The 25,725-nt window shown below is 62.3% G+C and carries 21 protein-coding genes and 1 pseudogene; 13 read left to right on the top strand and 9 right to left on the bottom strand.

Annotated features, from left to right (window positions below; all coding sequences use genetic code 11):
• Nucleotide 1: 1 nt before the first annotated feature.
• On the bottom strand, nucleotides 2-673 hold the full coding sequence (locus ACTV8E_RS04840; RefSeq protein WP_443198703.1) for an HAD family hydrolase: 672 nt from the start codon (nucleotides 671-673) through the stop codon (nucleotides 2-4).
• The gene (zwf, locus tag ACTV8E_RS04845) at nucleotides 667-2,058 is read right to left on the bottom strand and encodes a glucose-6-phosphate dehydrogenase (protein ID WP_443198704.1); all 1,392 of its coding nucleotides are present in this window, start codon (nucleotides 2,056-2,058) and stop codon (nucleotides 667-669) included. Before zwf ends, ACTV8E_RS04840 begins: the two co-directional genes overlap by 7 nt.
• A gap of 158 nt (nucleotides 2,059-2,216) precedes the next feature.
• On the opposite strand from zwf, the gene ACTV8E_RS04850 reads away from it, so the two are divergent.
• Nucleotides 2,217-3,203: a lipid A deacylase LpxR family protein gene (locus ACTV8E_RS04850; protein WP_443198705.1), complete on the top strand. Its 987-nt coding sequence runs from the start codon at nucleotides 2,217-2,219 to the stop codon at nucleotides 3,201-3,203.
• A gap of 74 nt (nucleotides 3,204-3,277) precedes the next feature.
• Here the strand turns inward: ACTV8E_RS04850 and ACTV8E_RS04855 are convergent, their stop codons facing one another.
• Nucleotides 3,278-5,008 (bottom strand): thiamine pyrophosphate-binding protein, encoded by a 1,731-nt coding sequence (locus ACTV8E_RS04855; RefSeq protein ID WP_443198706.1) that lies wholly within the window; start codon nucleotides 5,006-5,008, stop codon nucleotides 3,278-3,280.
• Nucleotides 5,009-5,077: 69 nt separating this feature from the next.
• Nucleotides 5,078-6,697, bottom strand: a complete 1,620-nt coding sequence (locus tag ACTV8E_RS04860) for an FAD-binding dehydrogenase (protein WP_443198707.1) — start codon at nucleotides 6,695-6,697, stop codon at nucleotides 5,078-5,080.
• A 134-nt stretch (nucleotides 6,698-6,831) separates the two neighbouring features.
• On the opposite strand from ACTV8E_RS04860, the gene ACTV8E_RS04865 reads away from it, so the two are divergent.
• A complete protein-coding gene (locus ACTV8E_RS04865) occupies nucleotides 6,832-7,839 on the top strand; it encodes an AraC family transcriptional regulator (protein WP_443198708.1) in 1,008 nt (335 codons plus the stop codon).
• A 105-nt stretch (nucleotides 7,840-7,944) separates the two neighbouring features.
• Here ACTV8E_RS04865 and ACTV8E_RS04870 read toward each other — a convergent pair whose 3' ends face one another.
• The gene (locus tag ACTV8E_RS04870) at nucleotides 7,945-8,226 is read right to left on the bottom strand and encodes an HU family DNA-binding protein (RefSeq protein WP_251836105.1); all 282 of its coding nucleotides are present in this window, start codon (nucleotides 8,224-8,226) and stop codon (nucleotides 7,945-7,947) included.
• A 192-nt stretch (nucleotides 8,227-8,418) separates the two neighbouring features.
• On the opposite strand from ACTV8E_RS04870, the gene ACTV8E_RS04875 reads away from it, so the two are divergent.
• Nucleotides 8,419-9,252: an isocitrate lyase/PEP mutase family protein gene (locus ACTV8E_RS04875; RefSeq protein ID WP_251836104.1), complete on the top strand. Its 834-nt coding sequence runs from the start codon at nucleotides 8,419-8,421 to the stop codon at nucleotides 9,250-9,252.
• Nucleotides 9,253-9,277: 25 nt separating this feature from the next.
• Here ACTV8E_RS04875 and ACTV8E_RS04880 read toward each other — a convergent pair whose 3' ends face one another.
• The 3 genes from ACTV8E_RS04880 to ACTV8E_RS04890 are packed head-to-tail and all read right to left on the bottom strand — an operon-like array spanning nucleotide 9,278 to nucleotide 12,005.
• The gene (locus ACTV8E_RS04880; protein WP_443198709.1) at nucleotides 9,278-9,997 is read right to left on the bottom strand and encodes a 4'-phosphopantetheinyl transferase family protein; all 720 of its coding nucleotides are present in this window, start codon (nucleotides 9,995-9,997) and stop codon (nucleotides 9,278-9,280) included.
• A 23-nt stretch (nucleotides 9,998-10,020) separates the two neighbouring features.
• Nucleotides 10,021-11,067, bottom strand: coding sequence for an AraC family transcriptional regulator (locus ACTV8E_RS04885; protein ID WP_443198710.1), 1,047 nt, complete (start codon nucleotides 11,065-11,067; stop codon nucleotides 10,021-10,023).
• On the bottom strand, nucleotides 11,064-12,005 hold the full coding sequence (locus ACTV8E_RS04890; RefSeq protein WP_273535212.1) for a hydrolase: 942 nt from the start codon (nucleotides 12,003-12,005) through the stop codon (nucleotides 11,064-11,066). Before ACTV8E_RS04890 ends, ACTV8E_RS04885 begins: the two co-directional genes overlap by 4 nt.
• Before the next feature lie 173 nt (nucleotides 12,006-12,178).
• Between ACTV8E_RS04890 and ACTV8E_RS04895 the strand changes: the two genes are divergently transcribed.
• The 3 genes from ACTV8E_RS04895 to ACTV8E_RS04905 all read left to right on the top strand — a co-directional run bounded on the left by ACTV8E_RS04895 (nucleotide 12,179) and on the right by ACTV8E_RS04905 (nucleotide 16,758).
• Nucleotides 12,179-14,215, top strand: coding sequence for an FAD-dependent oxidoreductase (locus ACTV8E_RS04895; RefSeq protein WP_443198711.1), 2,037 nt, complete (start codon nucleotides 12,179-12,181; stop codon nucleotides 14,213-14,215).
• Nucleotides 14,216-14,394: 179 nt separating this feature from the next.
• Complete coding sequence (locus ACTV8E_RS04900) at nucleotides 14,395-15,690, top strand: chromosome partitioning protein ParA (protein WP_443198712.1); 1,296 nt, start codon at nucleotides 14,395-14,397, stop codon at nucleotides 15,688-15,690.
• 105 nt (nucleotides 15,691-15,795) lie between these two features.
• On the top strand, nucleotides 15,796-16,758 hold the full coding sequence (locus tag ACTV8E_RS04905) for a 1-aminocyclopropane-1-carboxylate deaminase/D-cysteine desulfhydrase (RefSeq protein ID WP_443198713.1): 963 nt from the start codon (nucleotides 15,796-15,798) through the stop codon (nucleotides 16,756-16,758).
• Between the two features lie 73 nt (nucleotides 16,759-16,831).
• Here ACTV8E_RS04905 and ACTV8E_RS04910 read toward each other — a convergent pair whose 3' ends face one another.
• On the bottom strand, nucleotides 16,832-17,782 hold the full coding sequence (locus ACTV8E_RS04910; RefSeq protein ID WP_443198968.1) for a DUF1853 family protein: 951 nt from the start codon (nucleotides 17,780-17,782) through the stop codon (nucleotides 16,832-16,834).
• 166 nt (nucleotides 17,783-17,948) lie between these two features.
• Here ACTV8E_RS04910 and ACTV8E_RS04915 point away from each other — a divergent pair, with 166 nt between their 5' ends.
• The 7 genes and pseudogenes from ACTV8E_RS04915 to ACTV8E_RS04945 form a co-directional block, all read left to right on the top strand.
• The gene (locus tag ACTV8E_RS04915; RefSeq protein WP_443198714.1) at nucleotides 17,949-18,836 is read left to right on the top strand and encodes an NAD(+) kinase; all 888 of its coding nucleotides are present in this window, start codon (nucleotides 17,949-17,951) and stop codon (nucleotides 18,834-18,836) included.
• Between the two features lie 5 nt (nucleotides 18,837-18,841).
• Nucleotides 18,842-19,813, top strand: a complete 972-nt coding sequence (locus tag ACTV8E_RS04920) for a metallophosphoesterase (protein ID WP_443198969.1) — start codon at nucleotides 18,842-18,844, stop codon at nucleotides 19,811-19,813.
• The gene (locus ACTV8E_RS04925; RefSeq protein WP_443198715.1) at nucleotides 19,810-20,679 is read left to right on the top strand and encodes a rhomboid family intramembrane serine protease; all 870 of its coding nucleotides are present in this window, start codon (nucleotides 19,810-19,812) and stop codon (nucleotides 20,677-20,679) included. Before ACTV8E_RS04920 ends, ACTV8E_RS04925 begins: the two co-directional genes overlap by 4 nt.
• Before the next feature lie 67 nt (nucleotides 20,680-20,746).
• The gene (locus ACTV8E_RS04930) at nucleotides 20,747-21,019 is read left to right on the top strand and encodes a YeaC family protein (RefSeq protein ID WP_251836094.1); all 273 of its coding nucleotides are present in this window, start codon (nucleotides 20,747-20,749) and stop codon (nucleotides 21,017-21,019) included.
• Complete coding sequence (locus ACTV8E_RS04935) at nucleotides 21,019-21,858, top strand: DUF2797 domain-containing protein (protein WP_443198716.1); 840 nt, start codon at nucleotides 21,019-21,021, stop codon at nucleotides 21,856-21,858. Before ACTV8E_RS04930 ends, ACTV8E_RS04935 begins: the two co-directional genes overlap by 1 nt.
• A gap of 83 nt (nucleotides 21,859-21,941) precedes the next feature.
• Nucleotides 21,942-24,599 carry an aminopeptidase N gene (gene pepN, locus ACTV8E_RS04940; RefSeq protein WP_443198717.1) on the top strand — a complete coding sequence of 886 codons (2,658 nt, stop codon included), beginning with the start codon at nucleotides 21,942-21,944 and terminating at the stop codon, nucleotides 24,597-24,599.
• 878 nt (nucleotides 24,600-25,477) lie between these two features.
• A pseudogene (locus tag ACTV8E_RS04945) lies at nucleotides 25,478-25,630 on the top strand (HAMP domain-containing protein); the annotation flags it as partial.
• Nucleotides 25,631-25,725 lie beyond the last annotated feature (95 nt).

Consider the following 25,725-nt stretch of genomic DNA (forward strand, 5'->3'; position numbering starts at 1 on the left):
CTCAACTGGGAAAATTGGCACGTTGCAACCGGCACAGCTCGCCGATGCGTGCGAGGGTGAGATCGGGGGGCGGGTCGATCAATTGGCCGTTCGCCGCCTCGGCGTAGTGGCCCTGGCGTATAAAAATGCTGGTCAGGCGAGTGCCGAGCTGGCGCTTGAGCGCGGCCAGGAGCAGGGGTTTGTCATCGACCATGACGTAGTGCTGCGCAGGAAAACGCTGAAGGATCGCCTCGACTTCACGCTCTTTGTGCAGACATACCAGTACCCTGCCGGCGACAGCGTCCCACAGGCCGCACCGCTGGATCTTGCGGGGTTGGAAAACCACGTCACCGTCAGAAACAATCGCCGTCGTACCCTGTTTGTGCAGGTGATCGATAACCGCGAGGGCCTGCGGATAAAGTCGCGCCTGGAAGGGGTAGTCGAGCATGAATCCCGCCATGTGCAGCAACGCTGACGGGCTGCCGCAGCCGCTGCGAAAGGCTTGCAGCGCACCGAGGTAGTCGGCGTAGCCCCGTTGCTGGCGCAGTTCGCGGTAGAGCGTCCAGTAGCGTTGGCATTCGGCCGCGCCGAAGTCCTGCTCCAGCCGTGCGCTCAGGTCGCTGGCGAAGCGGTCGTTGTCGAGCAGGGTATTGTCGACATCGAGCAAAAATGCCCAGCTGTCCTGTCTCAACATGGCGGAATGTCCTGGGGGCGCGGGTCATGCCAGCCGTCGCCGGCCTCCACCACGAGGGCGGCCGCCGCCGGTCCCCAGCTGCCAGGCTCATAAGGCAGCGGCGCAGTGGTCTGGCCGAGGACCGGCTCGACCACCGCCCAGGCGGCTTCGACGCACTCATCACTGGCGAACAGCGTGCGGTCACCGCGCAGCGCATCGCCGAGCAGGCGCTGATAGGGCGATTCGGCGTGCTGAAGCTGGTGACGGGCGATCAATTCCACCGCTTCGCCGCGCATGGCCTCACCCGGCTGCTTGACGCGCGCCCCGAGGGACAGGGTGACGTCGGGGCTGAGGCAGAAACGAAAATAGTTGCTCTGCGGCTGGATGGGTTCGTCGAACACTGCCCACGGCGGTTCTTTCAGATAAACCATGATCTCGCAGCGGGTGATCGGCAGGCACTTGCCGGTGCGGATGTAAAAAGGCACGCCGGCCCAGCGCGCGTTGTCGATGTGCAGTCGCAGGGCGGCGAACGTCTCCACCACCGAGTCCTTTGCGACACCTGGCTCATCGTGATAGCCGCGGAACTGACCACGCACCACCTCCTCGGGCGCCAAGGGCCGGATGGCTTGCAGCAGGCGCAGCTTTTCGGCCCGCAGTGCGGCGGCGCCTTGTTCCCGGGGCGCATCCATGGCCAGCAAGGTGATGATCTGCAACAGGTGATTCTGCACCACGTCGCGCAGCGCCCCGACCTCTTCGTAGAAACGACCGCGACCTTCCACCCCAAAACGCTCGGCCAGAGTGATCTGCACGTTGTCGATGTAGTCGCGGTTCCACAGCGGCGCGAGAAAGCTGTTGGCAAAACGGAAATAGGTCAGATTCTGCACCGCTTCCTTGCCCAGGTAATGGTCGATGCGAAAGATCGCCGATTCGGGAAACGCCTGGTGCAAGGTCTGGTTCAAGGCATGGGCCGATGCCCGGTCCCGGCCGAAGGGTTTTTCCACCACCACCCGTGTTTCCGGCCCGCACCCGGCAGCGGCCAGGCCGCGCACCACGACAGGGAACAGGCTGGGTGGAATAGCCAGGTAGCACAGGGGCCGCCGTGCGCCGTCCAATGCCTCCTTTAGCCGCTGGTAAGTGGCCGGCTCGGTGTAATCGCCGGCGATGTAGCGCAGTTGCGCACTGAATCGGGCAAAGGTTCCGGGGTCAGCTTCACCGTGCTCCTGTACGCTGGCGCGGGCTCGCTCACGTAAGGCCTCAAGCGTGCGACCGGGACGCTCGACGCAGAGGATCGGCACCCCTAATTCACGGTTGCGCACCAGCGCGTGCAGCGCCGGAAACACTTTCCTGTAAGCCAGATCACCGAACGCACCGAAGAACACGACGAGATCCGAACCCAGTAGTGCCACGCGAACCTCCCTGGCTACTACACAATCGACTCTTATCTCGACCGTCTCCACGCCGGATGGTGCCGGTCATGCCAGCGCAATCAGCGCGTAAACCGCTGAACGAAAGGGTTGCCGCTTCGCTCTAAGTTGAGTCTATGTGCAGGCTTGAAAGGATCGTGATGACTTCGCTCAAGGGAAAACTGCGTATCAGGTGTCTTCTGCTTGTCTTCCTGCCCGGGGTTGCCACGGCGCAAACCCTGTCGTTCAAGGTCGAAAACGACCTGCTGTCCTATGACAATCGCGATGGCCACTACAGCGGCGGGATCGAGGCGTTCTGGTCCTTTGAACCTACGGCGGAGCACTGGACCCGAGGCGTTGCCGAAGCACTGCCGGGCTGGAGTGCCGGCGAGGTGGCAAATGTCGCCTATCGCTTTGGTTATCAGATCTACACACCCAACGACATCGATGCCCGTTATCTGGTCGAAGACGACCGTCCCTATGCGGGGCTGGCCTTCGCCGGGGTGTCATGGTTCGCCGACCAACCACATGAAGCCTGGCGTCTGACGCGGGAAATGCACCTGGATATCGGCTTGGTAGGCCCGGCCGTTGGCGCCGAAAAAGTGCAGCGTGGCTTGCACAAAGTGTTCGACAGCAGCGAGCCCAATGGTTGGCGCAACCAGTTGCGTAACGAGCCCTTCGTCAATCTGGCATACGGTCAGCAGTGGTGGCGCAAGGGTTCGTTCGGCGGACTGGAGCTCGAATACGGTCCCGGCCTCGGTTTGGCTGTGGGCAATCTCTATACCTACGGTTCCAGCGGAGTCGGGATGAGGTTCGGCCGTCGGCTGGATCGCAGCTTCGGCATTCCTTCAGTGACCCCCGGGCAAAGCGGCGATCTGCATTTCACGCCTGGAAGTGCTTTTGCCTGGTACGGCTTTGTTCATCTGGAAGGTCGCTACATGGCGCAAAACATGCTGCTGGACGGCAATACGTTCAAGTCCAGTCATTCGGTGGACCGCAATGAATGGGTGGGCGATGCCAAGGCCGGGGTGGTGCTGACCTGGGACCATTGGCAAGTGGCATTCGCCAGTGTCTGGCGCAGCCATGAATTTGCCGGGCAGCGCGGACATGATCAGTTCGGCTCTTTAACGATTTCGCGCGGGTTCTAGACGCGAACCGGCGGGGCGCGGTGCAACCGGCCCTGCGGGTTCGTGCGGCAACCAACGGCGACTTGCCGCCGCGTTCAGCCCGTCACCTTGCGCAACAGGGCCCGGCCGATGACCCGCACCTTGTCCCGTGGTGTAAAGCGTTTCAGCGTGGCCTTGACCACGCCTTCGGTGAACCGGGTGCGCTTGGAATAATCGATGCGCACATCAACGAATACCGAGCGACCTTCGGCGGCCAGTTGCAAGGCTTGGCGAATTCCCTCGCCGCAGCCGGCGTCGTTGTCGATGGCGACGAAGGCCGCGCCGGTGGCTTCGGCCAGAGCCTTGATATTCAGGGCCTTGAGGACTGTGCAGGTCTTGCGGTTATAGGGAATTTGCTGGGCTTGGGCGATCTGCGACAGCTCGCCGTCGCTGAATACGAATACCGGCACGCCAAGACCCAGTTGGCTGGCGGTGATCATTTCCAGGCCGGTCATGCGCAGGGCGCCGTCGCCGACAATGCCGACCACGGTGGCGTCGGGGTTGGCCAGTTTGGCGCCGATCACCGCCGGCACGCAGTAGCCCATGGCGTTGAAGTCGCTTGGCGACAGGTAGCGGCGCGGGCCGTGAATCGGCATCAACTCGGCGAGCAGAAAGGTATGGTTGCCGTCGTCGGCCACCAGAATGGCCTCGTCATCCAGTTGCAGGCGCAGTTCAGTGAAGAAGCGTGCCGGATTCACCCGGTCGCCGCTGTTGTGCTTGAACCATTCATCACGATAAGCCGCCTTGTCCTGCTGGATGCGGGCGGCCATGGCCTGGTCGCGGGCGGTCGGTTGCAGGGCTTCGACCTCGCGCAGCAAGGCGGGAATGATCAGGGCGGCGTCACCTTCAAGGGTCAGCTGCGCGGGAAAGTTGGCGTTAAACACCTGCGGATTGATGTCCACATGAATCAGCGCGGCCGGCACCGGCATGCTGTAACTGCCGGTGGGGATTTCTGAAAAGCGTGTGCCGACCGCTAGCAGGCAGTCGCAATCGGCGAAGGCGCGGGTGGCCGCCGGCACGGCATAGGCGCCGAAGCCCATGCCGGTGTGCAGCGGATGGTTGCCCGGGAACGCGCTCAAGCCTTGCAAGGTGGTTGCCACCGGTGCACCGAGCAATTCGGCCAGACGTATCAGCTCAGGTTGCGCGCCGATCGAGCCCCAGCCGAGGAACAGGCCGGGCCGTCGTGCCTCGACCAATTGCTTGGCAGCCTGGCGAAGGGTGTCCATATCCAGCTCGGCGGGTGCCTTGATGGGCTCGAACGCCGGCATCTCGTCAACCTCGCCGAGAAAGTTGCCGATGTTGTAGGGCAGCTCGACGAACACTGGGCCCGGCTCGCCGCCGGTGGCGATCCGGTAAGCCTCGTAGAGGGTTGGAATGACCTCATGGTGGGCGGCAATGCGAAACGTGGCCTTGGTGATGGGCGCCAACAGGCTGTGCTGGTCGATGTCGTGCAGTTGGTAACGGTACGGTCTCTCGCTGTGGATACCGCCGGAAATGATCAGCATGGGAATGCCATCCAGCCCGGCTTCGCCGATGCCGCTGGCGGCATGGGTAACGCCCGCCGCCGGGACAATCACCAGGGTGCCGATGCTGTCGCTGGTGCGGCTGACCGCGTCGGCCATGAAGGCTGCGCCGCACTCGTGGGTGACCAGCACCGGCTGGATGCTTTCCGACGAATTCAATTCATCGTACAGCTCGGTGTTGTGTACCCCAGGAATGCCAAAGGTGTATTTGACGCCCAATTGTTCGAGAGCAAAGCGGGCCAGTGCCGCACCGGTCTTTTTCATGTCCTGTTCCTTTTCATTATTTTTTTGTCGGATTTCAGTGAGTCGGGTTCGCCGAGCGTAACCGACACGCTATGCGTTGCGTTCGACACCTGCGATGGCCCAGGCCGCGCGGCGTCCGTTGAAGATGCAGTTGCTCAGGAAGGTTCCCTCCAAGGAGCGTATTCCGCTGATCCCGCCGCCGCCAAAGCCGGCAGCTTCGCCGGCGGCATACAGGCCGGCAATGGGTTGCCCTTGGCCGTCCAGCACCCGTGAATCCAGGTTGGTCAGCATGCCGCCCATGCTCTTGCGGCTGATGATGCGTTCGCGGATGGCGATCAGAGGACCGGCCTTGGGGTCGAGAATCGGCTGGGCGCGACAGGTGCGCAAGCGGTCGCTGCGCCATTGTCGCAGGTGGTGAATGCGGCGGATCTGGTCGTCGTTGTGCAGGGCTGGGCCGCGGGCCAGCATCGAGTCGTAGGCTTGGATATCCGTGTGCATGCCGTGCAGGTCCACCGCCACCGGTCCCAAGGTCGACATGCGCTCGGCCAACTGATCCAGGGTGTCGGCGCTGACCACGTCCGGGCAGTGATCCAGCATCCAGCGCACCAGTGCCTTGTTGCCGGTGAGGGTCTGCCAGATCAGCGGCACGAGTTTACGGTCGCGGAACAGCGGGTTGCTGTCAGTACCGGAAATGGCCATTTCCTTGATCGCGATGCGCCAGTTCATCACCTGCCAGCTGTATTGATCGGGCAAATGGCCAATGCGCTTGCACAGGTCATGGGTGTCGAAGCCGGTGACCAAGGGCTGCGGGCCGATGCGTCGGCCACGGCTGTCCAGCCACAACGCCGAGCGCGGTGGAATCAGGCTCAGGCCATGATCGGGGTACTGCGGCTCGGGATGGGCGATGCCGGCGGCGTAGTTCCACATCTGACCGAGATTGACTACCTGACCGCCCAGAGCCTGCACGCGATCGTGTAAGGCGCCATCGGCGCTGGGCGGAGTGCCCATCAGCAGATCGCTCGGGCAGGGACCGTAGGTTGTGCTGTCCCAGTGCTGGCGCACCTTGGCCGGATTGCCGTTGATGCCGCCGCTGCAGATCACCACATGCTCGGTCTGAACACGAAAGTCGCCGTGCGGTCCTTTGCCGGAACAGCCGACTACGGTTGAGCTTTGATGCTCCAGGGCTTCAACCCGGTGATCAAACAGGCACTCCAGCAGGTGCGCCTGGGGATGATTGAACAAACGCTGGGCCAGCGTTTGCACCACGCCGCGTCCGCAACCCCAGGCCACGTGGTAGCGGGGCAGCGAGTTGCCATCGCCCTGATTGCCACGCTCCACCCACTGCACGGCAGGGAAGAAGCGAATGCCGTAACCGTGCAGCCAATCGTAAATATCGGCGCGGTTACGTTCGGCATACAGCGCCGCCCAGCGCGAGCCCCACGGGTGATTGCCGGTAAATTGCGCGGCGCGCAGCCAGTCTGAATAGAGCAGCTCGGCCGAGTCCTGGATGCCGTTGCGTTTCTGCTCGGGCGTTTCGCTGAGCAGCATGCCGCCGAATGCATCGTTGGCCTGGCCGCCGCAGGCTTGGCGCGTCGCGGCATCGAGCAGTATCACGCGCTTGCCTTGGTCAAGCAGTTCCAGGGCCGTACTGATGCCGGCGAGTCCGGCACCGATGACCAGCACCTCGGTGCGGTACAGGGTTTCGCTCATAACCACTTCTCTATTCTTGTTGTGCTGCGAGCATAGGCAGAGCCCTTGAACACGTCCTGACATTTTGCGAATGGAAAGTTGACATTTTGCGAAGAGAAGGGGAGCGTGGTGGTGTCTTCAGCTCAGGTGCAACCATGACCCAGATCGCCCGCAGCGCGGTTTTCATCGGCTTCGATAGCCTGTGCCGGGACAACGGCCTGAACCCCTACGATGTGCTTAAGCGCTGTGCACTCGATCCCGTAGTGCTGCGCCGCCGCGATCTCTACGTGCCCTATGCGCGCTTTGCCCAGGCACTGAGCCTGGCGGCTGCGGAGTCCGGCAATCCGCTGTTCGGCTTGCAGCTCAGCCGCTATCACGACTACTTGGTGCTGGGGCCCTTCGGCCTGTTGCTGGCCCAGGCGGAAAGCTTTCCCGAGGTGCTCAAGCTGACCCAGAAATACGTGCACTTGCACGCCCAGGGCATTGAGTTGTCGGTCGTGGAGCAGGAGGACACCCTGGAAGTGCGGTATGCGGTGGCATTGCGCGAGCGGGTCGATCTGCGTCAACTGCTGGAGCTGGGCATGGGCGTGGTGCACCGCTCGCTTGCCAGCCTGTTCGGTGATGCCTGGCGCCCGGGCAGGGTGGGCTTAAGTCATGAAGCGCAGACTGAGCCCGGCCACTACGAGGCGTTCTTCGGTTGCGAGGTGATTTTCGCGCAGCCGCATAATGGCTTCAGCGCCGAGCCGGCGATTATTCATCAGCGTCCGGTGGAACAGCGCAGCCAGCTTAAATCCCATCTGATCGGCCAATTCACCGATGCCGACAGTGCGCCCCAGGATGTGGTGGCACAGACCAGTTTTGTTCTGGAATCGATTCTGACCACCGGCGAAGCCAGCCTGCCGGTGGTGGCCCGCCTGCTGGGCCGCCATCCACGCATGCTGCAGAACGCGCTGCAAGCGCAGGGGCAAACGTTTCGCCAAGTTCTGGATCAGGTGCGCTATGGCGAAGCGCAACAGCAATTGCGTCACTCGGAACAGTCGATCACCGAATTGGCCTTGCAGTTGGGCTATGCCGATGAAACGGCATTTTCACGGGCTTTCAAACGCTGGAGTGGCAAGTCGCCACGGGCGTGGCGGCAAGCGGCAGCTGACAGTGAGCTGTGACGCCATCAATGCATGAGCGCGGAGCATCGGTACAGGGAGAGAGCGGGGGGTGGTCGCGAAACCGCCAGGCCCGGCTTTAATGCCGGGCCTGGCGTTGAGCGTTGATCAGCCGTTAATGGCGTCGTTCAGCGCCTTGGCCGGCACGAACTTGACCACTTTCTTGGCGGCGATGGACATGGTCGCGCCGGTTTGCGGGTTGCGGCCGGTACGAGCCGGGCGCTCGCTGACCTTGAGTTTGCCAATCCCCGGCAGCGTCAACTCTTCGCCGTGTTCCAGGGCATCACTGACAATGGCGCTGAGCTGTTCGAGCATGGCGCGCGCAGTAGCCTTGGGGACGTCGGTGGACTCGGCGATATCGGTAAGCAATTGGTCTTTGGTAATGGCCATGGACTGGGCTTCGCTTCGGTTAAGTGAGCGCGAAGTCTACCCTGCACCTAGTGGCTCGGGAATTCAAAAAACGTATTGCGAGGCCCTGGACCTTCGCGGTGACGGCTGAGCGCGCAGGCTAATCTACGACAGGATTCCTCGAGTTGGGCTGCCACTCAAGAGCAGCAGTGATCGAACCATGGGAGATGCACCATGAGCCTGCAGGCTAAAGCCGTTGCGTTTCAAAGACTTCACGCGGAGAACCCGCCCCTGATTTTGCCCAACCCCTGGGACGCGGGCAGTGCTCGCCTACTGACCGCCATGGGATTCAAGGCGTTGGCCACAACCAGCGCCGGATTGGCCTTTAGTCTGGGAGTAAAGGATTCGGCGGGAATGCTGACCAGAGCGCAAGTGCTGCAAAATGCCGCCAGCATCGTTGATGCGACGTCGCTCCCGGTCAGTGCAGATTTGGAAAACGGCTTTGGCGATTCACCCGAAGACGTCGCACAGACCATCAGGATGGCCGCTGAGGCAGGTCTGGTAGGGGGCTCGATTGAGGACGCGTCCGGAGAGAAATATCACCCCATTTATGACTTCAACCATGCGGTGGAGCGCATTCAGGCCGGGGTGGAAGCTGCCCGCAACTTGCCTTTCCCGTTCACCTTTGTTGCCCGTGCAGAGAATTTCAGCGTGGGCCGCTGTGATCTGGACGACACGATTCGCAGGCTTCTCGCCTTCGAGAAGGCGGGCGCGGACGTGTTGTATGCGCCTGCATTACCCACGCTTGAGGCCATACGTATGGTCTGTACGGAAGTCCAGCGGCCGGTCAACGTGGTGATAGGGTTTGGCGGAATCGTCTTTAGCGTCGCCGAATTGGCTGACGCGGGCGTGCGCCGGATCAGCTTGGGAAGCTCGTTGGCCCGGGCTGCCTTGGGAGGCCTGGTGCGGGCGGCACAGGAGATCCAGCAAACGGGCACCTTCGCGTTCATGGCCGAGGCGATCACCTTCGCTGAAGTGAATGACCTGATGGCACCCAGCAACGAGTAGCGAAGTCCCAGTGGGGTGGGTGCCGTTACGTTGCTGTTTGATTCGCAATGCTCACCAGTGTCAACAGCTGGCTTTCCAGCTCGGCAAACTGCCCCTCGACCTCCGTTCCCCGCACCCACTCCCCATTCAGACTTTTCAGCAGGCCCAGGCGCAGTCGCCCGGTGGGCGACCACTCCAGCACCTGCGCGTCCTGAAAGTAGAAGCGCTGCCCCACAAGGGGATACAGCGCCTTGAACAGGCTTTCTTTCGCGGAAAAGGTCAGGCTGATCAACCAGGGGTGTAACGCCGGATCGAGCTGTTGCAGGCGCAACAGTTCATGGCTGGTGAGAATTTCCCCGGCCAGGCGCTGGCTGCGCTCGGGGCTCAGCAGTCGCTCCAGGTCCATGCCGAGGCCGCGCCAGTTGTTGGCATGGGCAACCAGGGCGGCGGCATGGCCGGCGCTGTGAGTGATGGAGCCGACGATGCCCGCTGGCCACTGTGGCGCGCGGTCCTCACCCACGGCAGGAACGCTGGCGTGCCCGGTCAGTTGCCACAGGGCGTGCCGGGCACACAGGCGTCCGGCCAGGTATTCGCACTGGCGTTTGCTGGCGCCCGGAACGGCGGGGATCTCGCAGCGGGCGAAATCGTCGGCGTTCAGCCGACTCGCGTCGAAGCGGGTACTGACCAAGTAGGCGCCGGACAAAGGCTGGGGAAGCGGCCAGTGAGGTTGCAGCGGTTTACAGCAGTCAGGGATCAGTGTGTTCATGGGTGAATTTTGCATGGCGCCGTTCAAGACGTCACCGCGCTCTGTCGGTGGTTGCGGCGAAACTCGCCCGGTGTCTGCCCGCACCAGCGTTTGAAGGCGCGCTGAAAGGCTTCGGCCGAGGAAAAGCCGAGCAGGTAGGCGATTTCGCCAAACGTCAGCTCGGTATCGCGGATGTAGGTCATCGCCAGATCGCGGCGGGTATCGTTGAGAATGCTGCGAAACTGCGAGCCTTCCTCGGCCAGCTTGCGGCGCAGTGTCCAACTGGGCAATTGCAGGCGGTTGGCGACTTCCTCGAGGTCCGGCTCGCGGCCATTGAGCAGCGGGCCGAGCAACTGGCCGACGCGCTCGGTCAGGCTGCGGGTGCGGGTCAGTTGCTGCAGCTCGGCTTCGCAGATTTCCAGCAGGTGATGCCAGGTGCTCGGACAATGGGCCGGGTTGCGCAGTGCCAGTGTGGCCTGGTTCAGACGCAGGCGGTTGTGCTCGGCGGCGAACTCCACCGAGCCACCGAACAGTTCGGCGTAACGCTCGGCATAGTCGGGTGCAGCAAATTCGATGTCGACTTTCTCCGCTCGCAGCGGCTGGCCGGCCAGTATTCCCAGCTGGGTCAGCCAGCCGGCCAGCAGCGAGTCGACCACGAAGCGGTTGTAGGCGTTATAGGGGCTGATCGAGTAGAAGCTCAGCCAGGCGCCGCCGGCGTCTTCAACGAAGCTTGATTGACCGCGATAGTTTGAGGCGTACAGCGGTTCGAAGCGAATCAGCGTGCGCGCCGCCTCGCGCACCGTGGGCGCCTGGGCGGCGGTGACACCGGCCAGACCGACCTGGCCGATATGGCTGAGACGGCCCATGTCCAGGCCCAGGCCGGGTTGCCCGCAGAGCTGGATGGCGGCGTGGCCGAGGCGCATGTAGCGCGGAATCGACAGTCGTGCGCGCGGTACGGCCAGGCGCGCCGCATCCAGTTCGTATTGTTCCAGCAGTGGGGCGGGATCGTGGTCATGCAGGCGGACAGCGTCGGCGAGACTGTGCACGCTGCCCACCGAGAGATCCCCGAGGCGCACCCGCTGCAGTTTCACGGCCTGACCCACTGGTTGAGTACATGGCTGCCGGGGGCCTGGCTGGCTTGCGGCGCCTGCTCAGGCGTGAGTTGCACGCTGCGCGGCGCGCCGCCGATCGGCCAGCTCAACTGGCCGCGCAAAAACAGCGGTGGGCTGCTGCGCCCATCCGGCAATTGCACCTGGCTTTGTGGCCAGCCGGGCTGCCAATCGCGTTCGATGCGGTAATGCAGGCCGGCGACCACCACGTCCTGCACGTCGGTGGTGCGCGACTCCCACGGCCAGTCTTCTAGGTAGGGCTGGCCGCTGATGCGCCCGTCAGGGCCGAAGACCAGGCTGATGGTGCGCAGCGGACCATCGCCGCTTTTGAGCAGGCCATTTTCGATATGAGGCTCGGGTAGCAGGATCGAGCCGGCCAGCAGCGTCACGCCATAGTCACGGGCCAGGTTGGCGAACAGCTGCTGGTAATCGCTGGCCATGCGCTCGGCTTTCATGCGCAGCAAGGCTTCGTCTAGGCGGTCGGCGTCGAGGTTGCGCAGCAGTACTTCCAGCGCCAGGACGGGATTGCCCAGCAACAGCCAGTTGCGCACCTGCTGCCGGGTGCGTGCGCGGTAAAACTCGGGCTTTTCATCGACGGCCAGCAGCCAGGTGCCGATGTGCTCGGGCAATACGACCAATGTGCGTGGGCCGAGTAGGCCGGCGTTGCCGGCGTTATCCAGGGCTGCGACGAGTTTCAGGCGCAGGTGCGCAGGACTCTGGTAATCAAGCGGGAACAACTGCGGACGGATGATCAGCAGATTGCCATGGGCGGTCTGTGCCGGCGGATCGCCCAGCAGTTGGCTGCGCAAATCGGACAGGTAATGGGCGCTGGGGCGCTGTTCGGCCCAGACGAGGAAAGCGGCCAGCAAAACGCCGCCGATCATCAGGGAAAGCAGGAGAATCACGAGTTTGCGCATCATGGGCGACAGGGTAGGCGGAGCGGGCAGGCTTGCCAAGGCGTGCTGTTCATTAGGATCAGTAAGTTGTCAGTTTCGATCATTGAGCCGGGTGCATCTGCTCCTTATCGTCGGTTGCATAACAAGCGTCTTCCCGACGAGGCGCCAAAACCGTGATTGATTGAGGGAAAATTGCCATGACTGCAGCTCGCTACCCGCACCTGCTTGCCCCGTTGGACCTGGGCTTCACCACGCTGAAAAACCGCGTTCTGATGGGCTCCATGCACACCGGCCTGGAGGAGCAACCCAACGGGTTCGAGCGGATGGCCGCCTATTTTGCCGAGCGCGCCCGGGGCGGTGTCGGCCTGATGGTAACCGGCGGTATCGGCCCGAACGTGGAAGGCGCGGTGTACTCCGGCGCAGCCAAACTCACTACTGTTGAAGAAGCGGAAAAGCACAAAATTGTCACCCAGGCCGTGCACGAGGCGGGCGGCAAGATCTGCATGCAGATCCTCCACGCCGGTCGTTATGCCTACAGCCCGAAGTCCGTGGCCCCAAGCGCTATCCAGGCGCCGATCAACCCGTTCAAACCGCGCGAACTGGATGAAGAGGGCATCGAGCAGCAGATCCAGGACTTCGTCAATTGCGCCACCTTGGCTCAGCAAGCCGAGTACGATGGCGTCGAGATCATGGGGTCGGAAGGCTACTTCATCAACCAGTTCCTCGCCGCCCACACCAACCAGCGCACCGACCGCTGGGGTGGCAGCTACGAGAACCGCATGCGCCTGGCGGTTGAGATCGTGCGCCGCGTACGCGAGGCTGTGGGCCCTCACTTCATCATCATCTTCCGTCTGTCGATGCTCGACCTGATCGAGGGCGGCAGCGTCTGGGAAGAAATCGTCACCCTGGCCAAGGCCATCGAGGCCGCTGGCGCGACCATCATCAATACCGGTATCGGCTGGCACGAGGCGCGCATTCCGACCATCGCCACTAAGGTGCCGCGCGCGGCCTTCACCAAGGTCACGGCCAAGCTTCGCGGCGCGGTGCAGATTCCCCTGGTTACCACCAACCGCATCAACACCCCGGAAGTAGCCGAACAGGTGCTGGCCGACGGCGACGCGGACATGGTGTCCATGGCCCGTCCGTTCCTGGCCGACCCGGAGTTCGTCAACAAGGCGGCCGCAGGGCGCAGTGACGAGATCAACACCTGCATCGGCTGCAACCAGGCGTGCCTGGACCACACCTTCGGCGGCAAGCTGACCAGCTGCCTGGTCAACCCGCGAGCCTGCCATGAGACCGAATTGAACTACATTGCGGTAGCCCAGGCGAAGAAGATCGCCGTGGTTGGCGCCGGCCCGGCGGGTCTGTCTGCCGCCACCGTGGCGGCCGAGCGTGGCCACAGCGTGACGCTGTTCGATGCCGGCAGCGAGATCGGTGGCCAGTTCAACGTCGCCAAGCGTGTGCCGGGCAAGGAGGAGTTCTACGAAACCCTACGCTATTTCGGCAACAAGCTGACCTCCAGCGGCGTACAGGTGCAGCTCAACACTCGGGTCACGGTTGATGACCTGCTCAAGGGTGGCTTTGACGAAATCATCCTGGCCACCGGTATCGCGCCGCGCACGCCGGCGATCCCGGGCATCGAGCACCCTAAGGTAATCGGGTATCTGGACGCCATACTTGAGCGCAAGCCGGTCGGCCAGAAAGTCGCGGTGATCGGTGCTGGCGGCATCGGTTTCGATGTCTCGGAGTTCATCACTCACGACGGTGCGTCCACCAGCCTGGACCGCGAAGCGTTCTGGAAGGAGTGGGGCATCGACCTGGGGCTGGAAGCCCGTGGCGGTGTCGCCGGCGTCCAGCCGAAGCCGCCAGCACCTGCGCGCGAGGTGTACCTGCTGCAGCGCAAGAAAACCAAGGTCGGCGACGGCCTGGGCAAGACCACCGGCTGGATTCACCGCACCGGGCTGAAGAACAAGCAAGTGAAGATGCTCAACACGGTCGAATATCTGAAGATCGACGACGCCGGTCTGCACGTCAGCATCGCCGGCGGCGAGCCCCAGGTGCTGCCGGTAGATACGGTGATCATCTGCGCCGGCCAGGAGCCGCTGCGTGAGCTGCACGATGGCCTGGTCGCCGCCGGGCAGAATGTGCACCTGATTGGCGGGGCGGATGTGGCCACTGAGCTAGATGCCAAGCGCGCCATCAACCAGGGATCGCGACTGGCCGCTGAACTTTAATTCGTTGATGTTGTCGTCGCCGTCGGTCGATCTACGATCGGCGGCGAAAGGCGATGCCAAGCAGTACACACCCCCGCGATAAGGGTTTCTCCTAGACTGCCCGCCTGATAAATGGACGCTCTGCCTCAAGCCGAATACGCCGGTAAGTGGCAGCGCGTGTCCGGCGCCGGGAGAAATGTATGAAGCCCCAGCACAAACCGCAGATGGTCGAGGCCGTGATGTTTTTCAATCATCGCGGCATCTGCAAAGAAATGCTGTTTCCCGAATTCGAAGCGGTTCTCGACCGCGTCGTTCACCTTAAGGACTTCGCCGACCAGCAGGTACGGGTGGTCTTTGTCCTGATCGATCCGCGCCTGCACATTCGCGCGGCGGTGTTCTTCCTGATCGACTTCGACACCCATGGCAACGCCGACACCGGCTGGAACATGCCGTTGCGTCATATCGCCGATCACGCTGGTCGTGGCCCGGACTTGGGTGGTGGGCCCATTCGTTTGGCCTGTCGCAGCCAGTGTCCGGTGTCCTGGCACCAGATGCACATGTGGGATCCAAATCTCAAGCCCGGGCAGAGTGATCTGGTGTTGCTGCGCGATGCCGTGCGCCGGAACAACCTGGGGTTGTTGGCGGAAGAGCCGCAGCTGGCCTCCGTTGCCGGGCACGATGCGGTCAAAACAGTTGATTTCGAGCATCGCCAACGAACCGCGCAATTGATTCGACAGCAGCGTTTGCGCCTCAACAGCCTGGCCCGCCAGCATGAGGAAGAATTGGCGCGCTTGCGCCTGGCGGGGGAGCAGCAGCAGATTTTGCTTCGCCAGGAAGCCGATGATCTGCAACAGGCGCTTGCCCAGCAGGAACAACTCAACGCCTCGCTCAAACAGCGCTTGCACAGCCAGGCCGATGGATTCCAGAAAGCCCGCGAAGAGTTGAGCCGTCAGTTACGCCTGCTGGAAACCCATGATCGCAGTGAGGCCGAGGTGCTGCGCGGCCAGTTCGAGGTAGAGTTGCAGGCGCGTATCGCGGCGGCAGTGGCCGAGCACAAGGAACAGCTGTCGATCCTAGAAGTGGAGCTGGGCTATCGCAACGAGCTGGACAACCAGATGCAGGATGAAATCGACCGCCTCACGCGCGAGCGCGACCAGTTGGCTGGGCAAGGTGACCAGTTGCAGCGTCTGGCCAAACTGGGCGTTATGTTCGTGGCCTATCACCCTGGCGCTGGCCACCTGACCATCAGTGCGCAGGACATTGCTCGTTACCAACAGGACCCGCAGGCCTACGTGGCGGCCAAGTGTTTCGTCTCAGCCGATCATTACCGGGACTGGCTGGAGCATTACCAGAACCCTGCGTGCAGCGGGACGCTCACCAGCGGAGAGCGCTGCGGCATGCCGGTCGACCGTGTGGATACGCCGAGCCGCTTTGTTCGTGGAGAAAGCAACTGCTGCTCACGTCACAAGGCCAGTGCGTGCACGCGCACCAGCTGATTCCGTTGCGATGTGTGGCTGTGCCAACTGCTAAGCCGCGTCTTTTTCCTACAGATTGCCCGCCTGGCCTTTTTACCGCAGCATTGCAGATCTTTTTGCAGGCGTATGCGTGTGGACCTTTCCGACTGGACGCCCCGGGCTCCGTTACACCCCCTGAAACTGGACTGGCTGACGCGTGCGGGCGTCGACGTGGCGGTGTTGCGTCTGGACCTGATCGATCCGCTGCTGAGCGGCAACAAGTGGTTCAAGCTCAAGCCGTATCTACAGGCTGCCAAGGCGGCGGGGCATGCCGGTCTGATCAGTCTGGGGGGCAGCCATTCCAACCATCTGCACGCCGTGGCGGCTGCCGGCGAACGCTTTGGATTTTCCACCGTCGGCCTGCTGCGTGGCGAGCCGTGCGAAACGCCGACGGTATGCGATTTGCGAGCATTCGGCATGCAGCTGCACTGGCTCGGTTACGGCGGTTATCGCGCGCGGCATCAGGCGGATTTCTGGCAACCCTGGTTGCAACGCTATCCCGCTCTGCACCCGGTGCCGGAAGGCGGCGGCGGGCTGCCCGGTGCGCAGGGTTGCATCGAATTGGTCGACATGGCGCGGCGGCAAATGGCTGGGCTCGGCTGGAGCGATTATCACGCGTGGTGGCTGGCTGCTGGGACCGGCACGACGCTGGCCGGCCTGGTGCTCGGCGAGGCAGGGCAGTGTCCGGTGTACGGTGCCCTGGCGGTGCCAGACGATCATGGCGTGGCCCGGCGTTTGGCAGAAACGTTCGCGGCGGCGGGCGTGGCAGATACCGGCTATCACCTCCTGGATGCCAGCCGGGGCGGCTTCGCCCGGGTGGATGCCGAGCTTGCCGCGTTCTTGCACGCCAGTGAGGTGGGCAGCAGCATGACCTTCGAGCCGTTGTATACCGCCAAGGCGCTGCTGGCCTTGCGTTCCCAGGTCGAGGCGGGGTGTTTCGCACCCGGCAGTCGGGTGATTTTCGTGCACACCGGCGGGTTGCAGGGGAGGCGGGCGCTGCAGGGGGAATTGGACCGACTAGCCGGCTCGGTGGATTCACCGAAAAACTGAGCGTGCGCCTCGCCAACGGAATGTGATGTTCATCTCTGACCGACGGGCTGGGTGCTGTTTTCCTGTGCTGGGCTTATACCCCCGCAAGAGCATCCGGCCACGGGTCAGGCATGACAAACACGCGCTCGGCCTCATGCCAATCATCCTCGGCTCGTTCTTCGAGACGCACCAGCAATTGGGCCGACGCCTGCTCGGGTAATTGCGCCAGCCAACTGAGCCATTGCGCAGGGCTCCAAAGCTCTGCGCAGGCCAGTCGTGCTGGGGCGAGCCAGGCCTGGCGCGGCAAGGTTTGCCAGCAGCCGGGAGAGGCCTGGGCGAAAAACTCGGTGAGCTGCCGACGGTACAGCCAGCGGCCTCGGCAATGGCCGGGTTGTGCGCCACTCGGCGCCGCGCAGCCTAAGGGCCAGGGATAGAAGAAATAGCCGCCCAGCCAGAGCGCCGCCTGCACCGGATCGGGGCGCAGGTCGGCGAGCACTTCGCGACCCTGGCGGCTGTTGGACATGGGAAGCTGATGGCGATTGAGGTGGCTGAGCTTGAGATCCAGGCGGTCCTGGCTGCCAGGGCCCAGCCAGCGCGCTGGGTCGATGCCGTCACCGTGCTGCGGGCCGAGGTAAAGCTTGATGGCCAATTCCAGGTGATGCACGCCTTCGGCATCGCGCAGTAACAGGTCGAGCTCGCCCAGGGTGCGTCCGCCCAGACGGATCGGCAGATTGGCGGCCAGCAGTTCGACGCCGGGTGCGGCGCGCAGGGCGAACTGCCATAGGCGTTCGTAATACAACCCAAGACGACGCAGAGGGCTGCGATCCAGCCATTCCAGCAGCGGCTGGGGGCTCTGCTCCAGGCCACGCAGCCAGTCGGCGAGCTGCCCCGGCTGGTGCGCCCAGGGGCTGGCACTTAGCGGATGGCGCTGGGGCCAGAGCGTGTCGGCCAGCAGCGGCGGTGAGGTCAGCGTCCAGGCCAAGTCGCGCACCACGGGTTGGCGCAGTTCATCGAGCAGACCGGCGAGGGAGAGGAAGGGTTGCATGTGGTCGAGCATAGCCAACAGGGGCTGCGTATCGCCATGCTCGCTCGCGGATACGTTAGGGGTAATCATCACGATTACCGCAGATGGGTGCTGCTGGTTTGCTGCTACCACGGGCTTTCACCCATAATCCCGACATCATTTACCGCGCGCCGCCGGCAGGAGTTCCATGGAGCAGTTTCGCAATATTGGCATTATCGGCCGCCTGGGCAGTTCTCAGGTGCTGGATACCATTCGCCGGCTCAAGCGCTTTCTGCTGGATCGCCAGCTGCATGTGATTCTCGAGGACACCATTGCTGAGGTGCTGCCCGGACACGGCTTGCAGACCAGTACCCGCAAGAGCCTGGGCGAGGCGTGCGATCTGGTCATCGTGGTCGGCGGTGACGGCAGCATGCTGGGCGCAGCCCGGGCATTGGCCCGCTACAAGGTGCCGGTGCTGGGCGTCAACCGGGGCAGTCTGGGGTTTCTTACCGATATTCGCCCGGACGACCTTGAAGAGAAGGTTGGTGAAGTGCTGGACGGTCAGTACAGCGTGGAAAGCCGCTTCCTGCTGGAAGCCGAGGTACGTCGGCATACCGAGCCGATCGGTCAGGGCGATGCGCTCAACGATGTAGTGCTACACCCTGGCAAATCGACGCGGATGATTGAATTCGAGTTGTATATCGACGGGCAATTTGTCAGCAGCCAGAAGTCCGACGGACTGATCATCGCCACCCCGACCGGCTCCACCGCCTATGCGCTTTCCGCAGGCGGGCCGATCATGCATCCTAAACTGGACGCCATCGTCGTGGTGCCGATGTACCCGCACACACTCTCCAGCCGGCCCATCGTGGTGGACGGCAACAGTGAGCTGAAGGTCGTCGTGTCACCCAAGTTGCAGATCTACCCGCAGGTGTCTTGCGATGGCCAGAACCACTTCACCTGCGCGCCGGGCGATACCGTGACGATTCGCAAGAAGGCGCAGAAGCTGCGGCTGATCCATCCGCTGGACCACAACTACTACGAGATCTGCCGCACCAAGCTGGGCTGGGACAGCCGCCTGGGCACTACCGAATGACGACGATGCTCGACCCGGCGCGCGGCTATGACGTGATCGGCGACGTGCACGGCTGTGCCAAAGCACTGGAGCGTCTGCTCGATCGGCTCGGCTACCGCAAGGAAGCGGGCGTCTGGCGGCATCCGCGTCGCATGGCACTGTTTCTCGGCGACATCATTGACCGTGGCCCGCATATTCGTGAGGCGTTGCATGTGGTACGCGACATGGTGGAGGCGGGCCAGGCGCTGTGCATCATGGGCAATCATGAATTCAGTGCGCTGGGCTGGAATACACCTGTCCTGCCGGGTAATGGGCGTTATTTCGTGCGCGAACATACGCCGCGCAACGCCCGACTGCTGCAGGAGACACACAGTCAGTTCGCGGCCTATCCAGCGGAATGGAAGGAATTTGTCGGCTGGTTCCAGACTTTGCCGCTGTTTCTCGACGGCGGTTTTTTCCGTCTGGTGCATGCTTGCTGGGATCACGACCTGATCCAGATGTTGCGTGCTCGCGACCCGCAGGGCCGTATCGATCGGGATTTCGTGCGCGCGGCTGGCCGACCGGGCAGCTTTGCTTCCCAGGTCTGCGAGCGCCTGTTGCGCGGGATGGACATGCGCTTGCCCGAAGGCGTAGTACTGACCAGCCGCGAGGGCTTTCCCCGTTCCTTTTTTCGCACCAAGTTCTGGGAGGAGAACCCGCAGACCTACGGGGATATTGTTTTCCAGCCCGAGCCATTACCCGAAGAGGTCGCGCAGACGCCGCTGTCATCGCGACAGAAGCGTGAACTGTTGCGTTATGGCGCCGATGAGCCGCTACTGTTCGTCGGCCACTACTGGCTCAGTGGTCGGCCGGCGCCGATTCGCCATAATCTGGCGTGTCTGGATTACAGTGCGGTGCTGTCCGGTCGCTTGGTGGCGTATCGCCTGGATCAGGAACGCCGGTTACAGGCCGATAAATTTGTTTGGGTCGATGTCAAGCGCGAGGAGGCTCCACGATGAGTCCGGTAGCAGCCCTGCGTACACCCCTGGACACCGACCTGAGCGGTTTCCTCGCCATGCTGCAGCGCCTCGACGTGCCCTGCCGGGTCAGTGAGGAATCGGGAGGGCAGGTGTTGTGGGTGCCGGGAGAGGCCCTGGCCGAACAGGTACGTGAGCTCTATGCCCAGTACCCCCAAGGTGATCCGCACCTGGTAATCGAGCCGCCCCGGCAAGACACGCCGGGCTTGCTGCAGCGCTTGCGTGCCACGCCGCTGACCGCCGTGATGCTGCTGCTGACCCTGGCGGCTTTCGCTATTACCTGGGCCGGTGAGAACCTGCAAACGATCCGCTGGTTGAGCTTCACCGACTACGGCATCACTGAGGAATACATCTATTTCGCCAACCTCGGGTTCACGCTTGAAAGCGGTGAGTGGTGGCGGCTGTTTACACCCATGTTTGTACATTTCGGCTGGCTGCACCTGGCCATGAACAGCCTCTGGTACTGGGAGCTGGGCCGACGCATCGAGGCGCGTCAAGGCCCCTGGATGTTGCTCGGCTTCACATTGCTGTTCAGCCTGGTCTCCAACCTGGCCCAGTATGGGTTTGGCGGTGTGGGCATTTTTGGCGGTTTGTCCGGGGTGCTCTACGGACTGTTGGGCCATTGCTGGTTGTTCCAGAAACTGGCGCCGTGCGCAGCCTACCGATTGCCGCCGGGTGTGGTGGTGCTGATGCTGGCATGGCTATTGATCTGCCTATCGGGTCTGGTGACGGTGCTGGGCCTGGGCGCCATTGCCAATGCGGCCCATGTCGGAGGGTTGCTGGTGGGATGTGCCACGGGGCTTTTAGGCGGCTGGCTTGCTCGACACGGCAGGCGGACGAAGGCCTAGAGTCCCGGCTTTTCCCTTAATCGGTACAGCCCGGTAGAATGCCTGGAATTTCTTCTGGGAGCCGACCATGTCCTTTATCCAAGCCATCGAAAACATCACCCCCGAGATCTACGAGAACCTCAAGCAGGCCGTCGAGATCGGAAAATGGGGCGACGGGCGACTGTTGTCTGTGGAACAAAAAGAGCTTTGCCTGCAGGCAATGATCGCCTGGGAATTGAAGAATCTGCCCGAGGAAGAGCGTACCGGCTACATGGGTGGCCAGGAGTGCGGCTCGAAGAAGAAAAAAGCCGCCGAGCTGGTCAGTGACCTGTTTGCGCCGGCCTCCGGAACCCGCCACTGATGCAAGAGCTGGCACGCGGTGCGCTGGAGAAAATGGCGGTCGAACTGGGCGAACAGGCACAGTATGCGTTGCGCCTCGGTGACGAACGGGTTCCGGTCAATCCCTTGATCGGCAAGAGCTTGCGCCTGGAATACCTGGGCGCCATCAATTGCACCCATTGTGGACGCAAGACCAACAAGAGCTTCAGTCAGGGATACTGCTATCCCTGCTTCAAGAAACTGCCGCAGTGCGACACCTGCATCATGAGCCCGGAGCGCTGCCACCACGAGTTGGGCACCTGCCGCGATCCGCAGTGGGGCGAGCAGTTCTGCATGACCGATCACGTGGTTTACCTGGCCAATTCCTCGGGCATCAAGGTCGGTATCACGCGCGGCACCCAGCTGCCCACCCGCTGGCTCGATCAGGGCGCCAGCCAGGCGTTGCCAATCTTGCGTGTGGCGACCCGGCAGCAATCCGGGCTGGTGGAAGACTTGTTGCGTTCCCAAGTGGCCGACCGTACCAATTGGCGCGCCCTGCTCAAGGGCGATGCTGAGCCGGTGGACCTGCCGGCAGTGCGCGAACAGGTCTTCAAGGCCTGCGCCGAGGGACTTGAATCGCTGCAGGGGCGTTATGGCTTGCAGGCGATCCAGCCGTTGAGGGATGCCGAAGTGGTGGAGATCCGCTATCCCGTCCAGGCGTATCCGAGCAAGATCGTCAGCCTGGACCTGGAAAAGACCCCGGTGGTCGAAGGCACCTTGATGGGTATCAAGGGTCAGTATTTGATTCTGGATACCGGGGTGATCAACGTTCGCAAGTTCACTGCGTATTCCGTCGCGGCAAGCAGTAGCCGTACTATTTAACGAATGCACTTCCACCTGGCATAGAAGTCATCGGATTTTTACTTGCCGCTTGAAGTTACCGCTTGACGCTCTCAGAGGTTCCCATGCGTACCGAACAGCCGAAAACCATTTATCTCAAGGACTACCAGGTACCCGAGTATCTGATCGACGAGACCAGCCTGACCTTCGAGCTGTACGAGGATCACAGTCTGGTGCATGCCCAGCTGGTGATGCGCCGCAACCCTGAGGCCGGCCCGGGGCTGCCGCCGCTGGTGCTCAACGGCCAGAATATGGAGCTGTTGTCGCTGCGCCTCGACGACCGCGACCTGACGGCCGCTGACTACTTGCTCAGCCCCAGCGAACTGACAGTGCAGCCGGACAGTGCCAGCTTTACCCTGGACAGCACGGTGCGTATCCACCCGGAAACCAACACCGCGCTGGAAGGCCTGTATAAGTCCGGCACCATGTTCTGCACCCAGTGCGAGGCCGAGGGCTTTCGCAAGATCACCTATTACCTCGACCGCCCGGACGTGATGAGCAGCTTCACCACCACGGTCAGCGCGGACAAGCAGCGCTACCCGGTTCTGCTGTCCAACGGCAACCCGATTGCCAGTGGCGACGGTGACAACGGTCGCCATTGGGCCACCTGGCAGGATCCGTTCAAAAAACCGGCTTACCTGTTTGCGCTGGTCGCCGGTGACCTCTGGTGTGTGGAAGACACTTTCACCACCATGAGCGCCCGTGAAGTCGCCCTGCGTATCTACGTCGAGCCGGAAAACATTGACAAGTGCCAGCACGCCATGGACAGCCTGAAGAAATCCATGCGCTGGGACGAAGAGGTGTATGGCCGCGAGTACGACCTGGACATCTTCATGATTGTTGCGGTCAACGATTTCAATATGGGCGCCATGGAGAACAAGGGCCTCAATATCTTCAACTCCAGCGCCGTGCTGGCCAAGGCCGAGACCGCCACCGATGCCGCGCATCAGCGCATCGAAGGCATCGTGGCCCATGAATACTTCCACAACTGGTCCGGCAACCGCGTGACCTGCCGTGACTGGTTCCAGTTGTCCCTCAAGGAAGGCTTTACCGTATTCCGCGACGCCGAATTCAGTGCCGACATGAATTCGCGCACGGTCAAGCGCATCGAAGACGTGGCCTATCTGCGTACCCACCAGTTCGCTGAAGATGCCGGCCCCATGGCCCATCCGGTGCGCCCGGATTCCTACATGGAGATCTCCAACTTCTACACCCTGACCGTGTACGAGAAGGGTGCCGAAGTGCTGCGCATGATCCACACCCTGCTCGGCGCCGAGGCGTTCCGCAAGGGTTCCGACCTGTACTTCGAACGCCATGACGGCCAGGCAGTGACCTGCGACGACTTCATCAAGGCCATGGAAGATGCCAGCGGCGTCGACCTGACCCAGTTCAAACGCTGGTACAGCCAGGCCGGCACGCCGCGTTTGGACGTTCGCGAGGCCTATGACGCCGCCGCGCAGACCTACACTCTGACCTTCAAGCAGAGCTGCCCGGCTACCCCTGGCCAGCCGGAAAAGCAGCCGTTTGTCATCCCGGTGGAATTGGGTCTGCTGAACGCCCAGGGCGTTGAATTGCCGCTGCGTCTTCAGGGTGAGGCCGAGGCCCTGGGCACTAGTCGCGTACTGTCGCTGACCGAGGCCGAGCAGTCATTCACCTTCGTGGACATCGCCGAGCAGCCACTGCCCTCGCTGCTGCGAGGCTTTTCCGCGCCGGTCAAACTGAGTTTCCCCTACAGCCGCGACCAGTTGATGTTTCTCATGCAGCACGATTCCGATGGTTTCAACCGTTGGGAGGCCGGGCAGCAGTTGGCGGTGCAGATCCTACAGGAGCTGATCGCCCAGCATCAGGCCGGCAAGGCCCTGGCGCTGGATCAGCGCTTGATTGCTGCGCTGCGCACGGTCCTGGAGAACGGCCAGTTGGATCAGGCGATGGTTGCCGAGATGCTCAGCCTGCCCGGCGAAGCCTATCTGGCGGAAATCAGCGAAGTGGCCGATGTGGAGGCGATTCACGCTGCCCGTGAGTTCGCCCGCAAGCAGATCGCCGCCGAGCTGTTTGAGCCGCTGTGGGCGCGTTACCAGGAAAATCGCGCCATTTCCCGTGAGCGAGCCTATGTCGCCGAGGCTGCAGAGTTCGCGCGCCGCGCCCTGCAGAACATTGCGCTGTCGTACCTGATGGAAAGCGGCAAGGATGAGGTGTTGGCCGCGTGCCTTGAGCAGTTCGAGCAGACCGACAACATGACCGAGCGCCTGCATGCCATGGCGGTGCTGGTCAACTCGCCGTTCGAGGCGGAAAAGGCCGCCTCGCTGGCCAAGTTTGCCGAACATTTCAAGGACAACCCGCTGGTCATGGACCAATGGTTCAGCGTGCAGGCCGGCAGCCCGCTGCCCGGCGGCTTGGCGCGCGTTCAGCAGTTGATGCAGCATCCGGCCTTCAACCTCAAGAACCCCAACAAGGTGCGGGCGTTGATCGGTGCTTTCGCTAATCAGAACCTGATCAATTTCCACGCCGCCGATGGTAGCGGTTACCGCTTTCTTGCCGATCAGGTGATTGCCCTGGATGGCTTCAACCCGCAAATCGCCGCCCGCCAGTTGGCGCCGCTGACTCGCTGGCGCAAGTACGACGCGACTCGTCAGGCGCTAATCCAGGGTGAGCTGAAGCGCATTCTGGCCAGTGGAGAGCTGTCCGCAGATGTTTATGAGGTGGTGAGTAAAAGCCTCAGCTGATTATCCCGCAAGATGACCAAAGCGTTATCCGATTGTTGGGTAACGCTTTTTTTTTGTGCCGGTTTTTGCAATGCATACCCGCTCATTCATTGCTCCAGGGCAATATGTGGTGGTGGCCACTCATTTAATATCACGCCTGGGGTGATTACACCCCATGGAAACCATCAGGTTTCAGCCTCTCGCCGATAGCGGTGAGAAACCATGCCCTACACCTCCCTGATTCTCGTGCTGGGGTTTCCTGCCGCGCCGGCGAGGAAGCACTAAGGAGCAACATGAGCACTACCGCCAAACGACAGATGTCTGTCCAGACCAAGATCAACCTGGCTTTGCTGTTGGTGCTGAGCCTGCTCATGCTCGTCTCTCTGCTGTATGCGGCCAGTACCGAGAAGCGACTGGTACTGCAAGTAGTCGAGCAGCAGACCAAGGACGCCGCCGACTCCTATTTCGACAGCATCAACACCATGATGCTGACCGGCACCATGGCTCAGCGCAGCGTGTTGCGCGACAAGATTCTCGCCCGCCCTGGCGTTGTCGATGCACGCATCATCCGCGATGAGGAAATCACCCGCGTCTTCGGGCCCGGTTACGATCACCAGGCGCCTGCCGATGCCATGGACCGGCGCGCGCTGGCCGGGGAATCGGTCATCGATGTGAGGGAAAACGCCAATGGTCGTCTCCTTACGGTGATCAACCCGATCATTGCGCAGAAGGACTATCGCGGCACCGATTGCCTGGCGTGTCACCAGGTCAGGGAAGATGCCGTGGTGGGCGCTGTGCGCATCAGCTATGACCTGTCCAAGCTGGACGCCGAGGTCGATCGCAATATTCTGATTTCGGCCCTCATACAGCTGGTCCTGCTGGTGGCTGGTGTGGTGATCATGGGTTATACGGTGCGTCGGGTAATCATCAGCCGCATCACCGCCATGCGTCACACCATGGAGCACATGGCCCGTGACGAGGACCTGAGCCTTGCTGTGAAGGTGCAAGCCCAGGATGAGATCGGTGCCATGGGGCACGCCTTCAACGAGATGATCGGAAAGTTCCGTCAGAGCCTGGGAGCTGTGGCCGGGGTCACTGACAAGCTGGGTAATGCCTCGCAACGTGTCTCCAGGGTTGCGGAAAAGAC

The sequence above is a fragment of the Pseudomonas sp. B392_1p genome, assembly GCF_052245235.1.
GTDB classification, from domain to species: domain Bacteria; phylum Pseudomonadota; class Gammaproteobacteria; order Pseudomonadales; family Pseudomonadaceae; genus Serpens; species Serpens gallinarum.